Source organism: Lentimicrobium sp. S6 (assembly GCF_013166635.1).
GTDB lineage: Bacteria > Bacteroidota > Bacteroidia > Bacteroidales > UBA12170 > UBA12170.
Map to the genome: position 1 here is coordinate 230,873 of NZ_JABKBZ010000001.1, position 9,073 is coordinate 239,945.

A 9,073-nucleotide genomic window follows, 5' to 3' on the forward strand; every position below is an offset into this window, starting at 1 on the left:
GTTGGTTGTGTTTTTGGGGATGTAATATGCGAGTGTATATATGGAGGCGAATCCAATAAAATAATAAAGCCCGCTTCGAGAGGAAGCAGGCTTTATCATTTTGTTAAAATATATCTACTTAAGTCGACTGGTAATTTGGTCGACTACAGTTTCATAGGTTCGTAAAACACGGTCCCATTCCGCAAATTTATGATCGCTTTTTACACTGGTACCCGATTCTCCGATTTCACTAACTAGTTTTATTTTATAGCTTAGAGGATCTAAACTTCCAATTTTGACAATGATACGAGTCCTTACTGCAGCATTAGGGAAGGTTTGCATATTCCATGCTGTTCTAAGATATCCCGTTTCACGGTCAGCAATTTCTATGACATCGAAATAATTGGTGACCACTTGGTTTAAAATTTTCCAGCTTTCTATGTTGTCTCTATTGGGATTAAGTTCAACTTCAATATCTGTATTAGCTATATCTGTTTGTATAGATGCATCATAAGCAGGATCTGGAAGCATCTCGTAATACTTGGTTTTGGATGGCTTTGGAAAGCCCTTCTTATTGCATATAGTTTCTTCTACGTCAAGAAATCCACTTCTTTCAATATTGATGGTAACACAGGCATTGCTTAACACAACGACCTCGGCCTGTCCTGTTCCAACTTTAATTCCATTAGAGTATATGGCGGCGTCGGGTTCGGAGCAACTGACCAATACTTTTTTCTTCCCTGCTAATGCTGAGAAACTTAATCCTGCGATAAGAATAAAACTTAATAAAACTTTGATGCTAGTGTACTTCATAAAATAGAGTTTTTGCAAAAATATAAAATATGGGAGGATGGTGGAAAATAAAGTGTTAACCAAAGTTTAATTAAAACTCTGATTTTATTTGTTCCACCCATTTTGTTACTCGTTCTTCACTTAATTCTGGTTGAATATCTTCATCGAGGGCTAAGCCTACAAAAAAGCCATTATCTTGAGCTTCAGAATCTTCATGATCGTATCCTTCTGTAGACCATTTCCCAATTACTTTGGCGCCTTTATTAAGGATTTGTTCGTGCAGAACGGCCATTCCATCAACAAAGTGCATAGGCCAACGAACTTGATCACCTAATCCAAAAAGAGCTACCTTTTTATCACTTATCCCAACAGTATCTAATTGATTGATAAAAGCAGGCCAAGGGTCAGAATTGTCTTTATTGTCCCAAGTTTCACTTCCAACTGTTGAACAACCGATGATATATTGCTCTGCATTTCTTAGGTCTTCATCATTTACCTGATCGATAGATTTCATTTCCAGATTCTCATGTTTATCTGAAATAAGTTGCGCACATTTTTCTACGTTTCCCTCTTTAGGCCAATACATTAAAATTGTCTTCTTCATCTGATTATTTTTTATCTATTGAGGTTTGGCAATGTAACTAATGTTTAGCGTATCAATTTTATACTTCCACTTTGTTCTTATTGCAAAAGCTAGCCCAATAAGTATTTATTATTATTTTTTGTGTGATTATTGCGGCCATAAAGTCTTAAAAAAGACATTTACACCATTTTGTAAAATTAAAAAAAAAACAAAATAGACGACGATTTTTATTTAGGAGCGGGTTTTATTAAAACTCAGACTCTCATTGATCTAAATCACGGTCAATTTTTAGTGTGATAAGCCCGATTCTCTCCTTCAATCATTCCCATGAGTCCTTAAGTAAGTTCTTCCTTAGTAATCACACCTTCATCCAATAATTCTCGGAGTACAATTTCTGTCATGTCGCTTTTAAATTGAAATTCAAAACGAATATCCATCACGTAAGCTTTTAAACGCATTTTTAAATAAGATCGATGTTGTTTCACCTCGTTGAAAAACAAAACGTTAATAGGTTTGTTTAAGTATACGTAACGAGATACTTGGGCGCTTTCTGTTGCTATTTTTCTAACTCTTTGTGTGTCCACATCTATGGGTAAATAGATTTCGGCAACCACTTGGCAATTAAGCTCTCCAGAATTGGAATTAGAGACTGCAGAGTTCACTAGTTCAGAGTTGGGTACAGAAACCACAGAATCATCGGGAGTAACCAATCGGGTGGCGCGTAATCCAATTTCTAGAACTTCGCCATAGTGTTTTCCACTATCTATTTTATCACCTACTTTAAAGGGTCGATCTAGAATAAGAGCCATTCCACCAAAAACATTCTTCAACATGTCTTGAGCTGCAAAACCAACGGCTATACCAATGGAAGCTGTGAATGCTAAAATGGTTTCGAATGGTGGATTAAATATCCCTTTAATGATAGCAAAAATGATAATGGTCCACATCACGATTCGGAAAACCGGAATAAAGCCTTTGATGGCGATTCGAAGTTTAGCTGAGCGTTCAGAAATAAGTACTAAAACATTGATAATCAATTGTATGAAATAGTAGGCTAAGATAAGAATGACCACCGTCCAGAATATCTTAGGAATAGAAATCACTTCTAATACTTCTTTGGGTTTGTTGGGTACATTTTCACCAATATCATTTAGAATAGTGGATTCATTTTTTTCTGTTGAAACTGCTGTGATTTCAGCCTTTTCTTTCGGAGCCTTAGTTATGGTTTCTACTTGAAGACTATCTTTGATGGCCTCCTCCATTGTTGTGCTGTCTTGTTGAGTAAAACCAATCGCTGAAATGATCAATAATGAAAGCGTCAGGACAAATAGGAGGGTTTTGTGTTCTATCTTTTTCATTAGTTGATAAAATTATGTGAACGTAATAAATCAACCACTTGTCTGAAAATGATGGGGTTGATATTGTATTTCTCTTTAGGCTTAATGAGTAGCCCTTTTTCTAACATAGGAATCAGATCGTTTCGGCAAATATACTCTGGAGCTTTAAACACCTGAGAATAATCTTCTATTATCAATCCATCGTGAACCAAAATAGCATGCAGGGCAAATAAATAATTAGAAGGAAGATCTTTATCAAAGGAAACATCGAAATCTCTTAAGGATTGGATTTTTATGGTATCCTCATTAATTCCGTGGGTAGAGCGAAGCCAATAGAGTTGGGCCAAACTCACATTTCCATTCGACATTTGATTGAGCTCTTTGAAGAAAGATTTTTTTAAATAGGCTTGTTGGTCTTTATCATTTAACTTGATATAAGATTTAGAAGTAATTTGGCTTTCTGAGGGCTCAAAATCGATTTTATAGCCGCTTAAATAATTTCTCTTTAAGATGATTTCTTCTGTGTTTTCATCAGTGAATCTTTGCAGATGAACCTCATTGATAAATACAGATGAAATCTTTAAGGTTTTTTCTAAATATTCCCAGGAGTAGGAGGTATAAGTCCCCAACCAAAATATTTTTTTTGAAGTGCTAGTCATTAAATCGAAGAGCATTTTTTGGCAGCCAAAACCCCTAACTTTCTTCAAGTAGAGATGTTGGAGGTTTTCAATGATGATAATTTGTTCCTCTTTTAATTGATTCACATGGGCAATAATCTGGTCATTACTAGTAAAGCTTTCCTGCTTAAAAATCTGAGCAAAAAAGGCGAAGTAGGCGTCGAACTCATAAATTTTATTTCCAAGTATATGATGCCTAACAGGTATTTCTTTATCGATGCTTTTGAGGAAATAGAGGAGGAGAGAAGTGATTCCACTTCCTTTTTCACCTATGATGGCAGTGGTGACAAAGCGACCTTTTTCCCAACTACTAAAGCCATGTTGAAGCTTTTCTAATTCTTCTTTTCGGTCTACAAAAAAGCGCTCCTCATCAGTAGGGGTTAGTTGATACAGTCTTTGATAAACAAAGGGGAGCTTTTTTAGTGAGTCCTCTGTTTTGCGAAGAAAGTCAGACAGCTCATGAGAAATATGAGGCTTTTCATTAATCATGCCCAGCTTTTTCTTGACTTCATTGATATAGGTAATGGTGGTGGCAAACTGGGTTTTTAGAAAATCTATTGATTTGGGTAGGAAATTGATGATCCATTCCCAAGCTTCTTTGCGAATCCTCTTGGAGCGCTCAATAGCTCTGATTCTTACAATCTTAACGTTAAGCTCTAATATATTCTCCGTATTTTTTAACTTTTGGATTTCTGTATTGAAATTATTGATGGTAGCTTGTAATTTTTCTAATGGATCCACCTTGATTTTATCCATTAAACTGCTGGCTTCATCTAAATGAACCAAAGCCCTATCGTATCCTTCAGTAACTACTTGTATGCTTTCTTTTAATGCCGTTTTTTTCTCTTGGAGCATCATTTCTGCTGATTCTAGACTAAAATCGCTCACGGTACCTAAAGCCAAAAGCTTTACTCTAGATTTTTCCAAGTGCTCCTCTACAAACTGCTCTATTTCTAAAATCGAGGTCTTAAAATGAGGCAGAGCCTCAAAATTGAGGAGGTCACGCAATGAAAGCCAATTGATATCACTGTTTTTTATTCCTCCCTCGTAATTTTTATTCTTTACAAAGCTTCTTTTGTCTGAGATTTTCTCCACCAAGTTCATGGTTTGGGTATTGAAAAGCTCTAAGTTTCTATTGATATTTCCGGAGAGTTTATCAATGGTCTTAGCCAATATGTTTTCAATGAATTCATCTTGATTCTTTTTTCTTTCCCCTTTAAGGGTGGACTTCAATTCTTTAACAGTGCTGCTTTTTTCTAGAATGGTTTTTGAAGAGTTGTTGATGAATTCGCGAAGTAATTCTAGGTTGAAATTCAGGTTTTCGTTGATATAAAGGCTTATTTTGTCGTGAAGGTCAACGTAATTGTCTAGAACACTTACATAGAGCCAAACTATTTCCACATCTACGGTCCAATCATCGAGTAGTGTTTTATGTGTATTCTTCCATTTGAGCAAACTGTCATTATAGGATTTAACAATTTTCGTTTGTTGGTCTTTTATATTGGAATTTCTAAATTTATTATTTGATAAATCTGGTGTATCTGCAATTAGTATAGCTTTATCAAGTTCAATGAAGGCTTGAAATAAGGTATTCTCAATATTGCCACTTATTTGCTGTTCAAAATGGCTTATCTTCTTTTCTAAGGTATCTAAAAGTGCTGAAAAATCAGTTTTAGAAAGAATTTCAGAGAGCTCCACTGATTCATTTTCTTTAATGCCATTTTGTAAACGATCTTCTAAAGCTTCATCAAATTCCCAAACTGCCAATAAAATTTGACTCTTGTTTAGCATCAAGTCTTCTAAAATAGGCTTCATCAATTCATCCATTCTTATGCCGAGATATTTTTCTAGCATAGATTGATAAGGAATTTTTCTTCTTCTATAGGATTGGAGATCCAGCGGTGTTTTTTTGAAAAGACGACGGAAAAAATTGTAAAACTTCTTTTTGCTTCTTGTGGCTTTTAACAAAAAATTCAGCCTTATTTTTTGAAAAAACTGGGGGAGTCTAAGTTTATTATTTATTTGATATCCTTCAAATACTTCCTTTCTAATAATACTTTTTGGATTGGTTTTAATGAGTTTGTCGAGTATTTGTTGGTATTGGCCAGAACTGTGGATATGGTCATAGTTTATAATGGCTTCTTGGCTTTTTTGGAGTAAATCGAGTATGCTCTCTTTAAATTCTCGAAGGTGAGCATAGCTACTTAAATCCTGAATATCTAATTCTCCTAGTTTCTCATATCTCAATTTATAGGCATCTACAAAGTTAGAAAACTCTCCAATACTCATTTGATAGTAATGGGAAATCCCATCTAACAATGGCTGATGCGATTGATCCCACAATAGTTTCAGTTCTTTATTCTTAAAGTCAGCTCTCTCTTCCATACTTTTTAATTTCCTGCTAAAAATACACTTTTCTAATAAATAATGGCCACTCTCTTCCAAAACAATGCTGTTTAAGCCAACTAAATGTTCAGTTTTGATGTCTTATACTTGCCATAATCATTAAAAAAGTTAAAAATAGTATAAGCTTTGGCATAATTGATGCTGAAGTGTATAGAAGGAATTAAATATGGATTATATTCGCCGGCTATTATAGAGTATCAAATGTTAACAATCATTATATCAAACTTAAAAACAAAAAGTACATGAAAAAATTTAAATTTATTTTATTATTTGTTGCAGCCCTAGGAATGGGTTTAACATCTTGTAGTAAAGACGATGACGAAACACCTGTAGACGTAACACCAAACATCGATTTTAAAGGTGGTAATGAGTATATTAGTGCAGATGCTGTTGTGACTGCTGGTCAAGATTTTACTATTGGTATAACTGCTTCTTCTAATGCAAATTCAGGTAAAAAACTAAAGTCAGTAAAATATACAGTGACTTCAAACAATGTTGTGGTATTAGAATTTGATTCTGTTTTCAACGAAACGTCTTATAATCTTGATTATGTATTTAATATGTCTGATCCAGGTGCTGGCGTTTTCAAGTTCGTTGTGACTGATAAAGACGATCAAACAAATACAATTTCATTAACTGTTACTGCAGAATCTGCTGATACTCCTCTTGGAGTTGCTGAAGATACTTATTTTGAAAGAGTAGGTGGAGCTGCAGGAACAGGGCTAGATGGATTTGGTTTAAAATGGACTAGCAATGTAGAAAGAGCTACTTATGCCGTTCTTGCCAAAGATGCTGCTACTAAATTAGTACAGTTAACGGCTGCTGAGTGGACAAGTATTACAACTGTTGAAGCTTTAACTGCTGCGGTTGATGCTGCTGCTGACATGGCTGATTTTAGAGGTATCTCTACATCTGCTGATGGTGATTATGACGATGTATTAGGTGTTATCTATAATGGTGAATATTATATGATTCACTTAACTAGTGCTACTGTTGCTGTTGATGCGGTAAATGGAACTACTGTTAAAATTTACGGTCAGTCTAAAAAATAGGCTGCAATTTTTTTAGAAAGATCCCCCTTTGGTTAATTCCTGAGGGGGATTTTTTTGGGTCAAGGTAAAATTCTGGGGGGAATTGATTTTGTATTCATCAATAATTATTACAGTTTAGACTGTTTGTTCTGCATTTGTGGTGATATTTTGAAAGGTAAATCTTATGTGTCTTCATACTTTTTTTTGGAAAAAAGTAAGCAAAAATCCATCCCAAACAATTGCCTACCCTCCTCTTCCAGAATATTGATTTAGCAAGCAAAGTTGAAAATAATGACCTTTGAATTGTAGATGTTTTCCAGATTTTAAAGCCTTATTTTTACAGCTTACTTCTCTTATGTCATTATTTAAAAGCTAAAGCACTGACGCTTCGGTCAGCACAAGTCCTTTGCTGTTAAATCTAATATTCTGAAATTCACCTCTAAAGCCGCTTTCTGTTTGGGAGAGGCCTTCCCGCGGTCTCCGAAATAAGTTAAATAGTATATATAATAATTTGTGTATCAGACAATAACCATTCTAATGAAAGCACACCTGATGCTATGCAAAGTTTATAAAGACTTCCGCAGGAATGTCACTATAAGGAGGAGTTTATACTGACATGCAATCGTCATCATTTATTGTTTTCCGGAAAGGCATTTGTGAAGTAGTCTTTGATATATAGCGGAAGCCTGTCTAACTGCGAAAGCCAGGTAGATTTTGTAACGCTTTTTCAGAAAGTGTTGAAGAAATATATGAGCAAGCTTTTTCAGATTAAATGAACCATTTGAGTAATATATTTATTAATAAAAGCTTCCTAAATAAACAAGAGAAAAATGACAGTTTGTCCATCCCCAAGAAAAACATGTTGATCCGTTACACCCTTTATAAAATTGAAAGAGTCTCAGCGGGGAACTGAGACTCTAACAGAATTAACCAAAACCTAATTATTATGAAAAATCAATATTTGTGTCTTTTATATCATGTGTTCTAACACTACCATCATGATGACTATTAGAACAATAAACAAATAAAACTCAGTTTTTACACCTTTAAATATTCTCATTGTTTATCTAAATTGTTTAAGGCAAAGATACAGTAAGCTCATCGGATCAGAACTCGTGCTAAAGACTTAATGATCTGGAGGTTTCAACTAGGTGATTTTACTGAGGACAGAAGGGATGGTATAGGCCGAAAAAAAGCTACAATTGAAATTTCAATTGCAGCTTTCTTTTCCTTTTTTTCTTCCTTTAAGGCGTTGACCCACCAGGGCTCGAACCTGGACTCTTTTGAACCAAAATCAAACGTGTTGCCAGTTACACCATGGGTCAATTGCTTATTGCGGTGCAAAAATAGTACTTTTTTGTAAACCACAAAACAAAGATGAAAATATTTTTAATATTTAGGCGTTTCCCGCAGTGGCAGCGGCTGCAGCCATGGCTTCCATTTCCTTATCGAAGTGAAACATTCCACCCTGAGAGCTGCCTGCTAACTCCAACTTATCGAGGACGGTACGTGCGCTAGCTTCTTCTTCCACCTGTTCCTGAATATACCATTGTAGGAAATTTGAAGTCAAATAATCTTTTTCATTCATACATACTTCAAAGAGATTATTGATAAGGCTAGTAACCATTTCTTCATGACTTAACACTCCTTTGAATACATCTTGAATAGAATCCCAGTTATTTTGTGGTTCTGCTAAAGCTTGTGTTTTGGCATGTGAACCTCTTTCGTTAAGATAATTCACTAACTTAACCATATGCATTCTTTCCTCATCGGCATGGGCATATAGATAAGCCGAACTGCCTGGGAATCCATTCATATCACACCAATTGGCCATCGCAAAATATAATCTTGAAGATTCCTCTTCTGCTTTAATTTGTGCATTAATGGCATCTGCTACTTTCTGATTCATATCTTTTTTTTTATTCTTCGTACATAAAAATTCTTGTCTTGCAAAAATAAGGAATTATACCAATGAATATCTGATTGTACGAGAAATATGTTCAATCTCTCATATGCAGAGAATTATTTTGGGTCACATTAAAAATTATGGGGAGCAATGGTTTTTAGCCTTTTCATAGTTACAATGCTATTAAGCAATAATAGACTTAGGAATTAGGCGGGGTGGCTTTTCCCAAACACGTCGAAGTGTAATCGGTGAATTATAGAACATTAGATTTTTCAGCAAAGGGCTTTAGCTTTTAAAATAATGACATTGGAGGTGATGGAAATAGAACCGACTGCTTTGGTTCTGATAAACATGTACAGTCA

6 protein-coding genes and 1 tRNA gene are annotated in these 9,073 nt (G+C 35.0%); 1 reads left to right on the forward strand and 6 read right to left on the reverse strand.

Features of this window, described 5'->3' with window-relative positions; all coding sequences use genetic code 11:
- Positions 1–114: 114 nt before the first annotated feature.
- The 4 genes from HNS40_RS00985 to HNS40_RS01000 all read right to left on the reverse strand — a co-directional run bounded on the left by HNS40_RS00985 (position 115) and on the right by HNS40_RS01000 (position 5,753).
- Positions 115–792 (reverse strand): hypothetical protein, encoded by a 678-nt coding sequence (locus HNS40_RS00985; RefSeq protein ID WP_172276306.1) that lies wholly within the window; start codon positions 790–792, stop codon positions 115–117.
- Between the two features lie 70 nt (positions 793–862).
- Positions 863–1,375 carry a flavodoxin gene (locus tag HNS40_RS00990; protein ID WP_172276308.1) on the reverse strand — a complete coding sequence of 171 codons (513 nt, stop codon included), beginning with the start codon at positions 1,373–1,375 and terminating at the stop codon, positions 863–865.
- A 314-nt stretch (positions 1,376–1,689) separates the two neighbouring features.
- Positions 1,690–2,712, reverse strand: a complete 1,023-nt coding sequence (locus HNS40_RS00995; protein WP_216663779.1) for a mechanosensitive ion channel family protein — start codon at positions 2,710–2,712, stop codon at positions 1,690–1,692.
- Complete coding sequence (locus tag HNS40_RS01000; protein WP_172276310.1) at positions 2,712–5,753, reverse strand: ATP-binding protein; 3,042 nt, start codon at positions 5,751–5,753, stop codon at positions 2,712–2,714. The genes HNS40_RS00995 and HNS40_RS01000 overlap by 1 nt, the downstream gene beginning before the upstream one ends.
- A 263-nt stretch (positions 5,754–6,016) precedes the next feature.
- On the opposite strand from HNS40_RS01000, the gene HNS40_RS01005 reads away from it, so the two are divergent.
- Positions 6,017–6,826: a hypothetical protein gene (locus tag HNS40_RS01005; RefSeq protein WP_172276312.1), complete on the forward strand. Its 810-nt coding sequence runs from the start codon at positions 6,017–6,019 to the stop codon at positions 6,824–6,826.
- Positions 6,827–8,057: 1,231 nt separating this feature from the next.
- Here the strand turns inward: HNS40_RS01005 and HNS40_RS01010 are convergent.
- Positions 8,058–8,130 (reverse strand) — tRNA-Gln (locus HNS40_RS01010).
- A 71-nt stretch (positions 8,131–8,201) separates the two neighbouring features.
- Positions 8,202–8,714, reverse strand: coding sequence for a ferritin (locus HNS40_RS01015; RefSeq protein ID WP_172276314.1), 513 nt, complete (start codon positions 8,712–8,714; stop codon positions 8,202–8,204).
- Between the last annotated feature and the right edge of the window lie 359 nt (positions 8,715–9,073).